Genomic DNA, 364 nt, shown 5'->3' with positions numbered 1-364 from the left:
CTGTTCGGCTACACGAAGCTCTACGGGCAGGTACCCGGCGGCCAGGCCGAATACCTGCGTATGCCTCTCGCTGACCACAACCACATCCGCGTCGGAAGAGATCTGCCCGACGAACGCTATCTCTACCTCAGCGACGTCCTTCCCACCGCCTGGCAGGGCGTCGACTACGCGCATGTGCCCGACGGCGGCGTGCTCGCGATCATGGGTCTGGGGCCGGTGGGCCAGCTCGCGGCACGCATCGGCGTGCACCGCGGCTATCGGGTCTTCGCTGTCGATCCTGTCCCTGAGCGCCGGGCGATGGCCGAGCGGCACGGGGTCGAGACATTCGACCTCACCGACACCGTCGTGGAGGAGATCCGTGACC

Annotated in this window: 1 pseudogene; it reads left to right on the top strand. The window is 67.3% G+C overall.

The window, feature by feature from the left end:
- A pseudogene (locus SB754_RS19460) lies at positions 1-364 on the top strand (glutathione-dependent formaldehyde dehydrogenase); the annotation flags it as partial.

Origin of the sequence: Leifsonia sp. SIMBA_070, from assembly GCF_046534635.1 — a bacterium.
In the GTDB taxonomy this organism is placed as follows: Bacteria; Actinomycetota; Actinomycetes; order Actinomycetales; family Microbacteriaceae; genus Leifsonia.
Note: the sequence above shows the minus strand (reverse complement) of the source record. Positions and strands in the feature narration are given on the sequence as shown.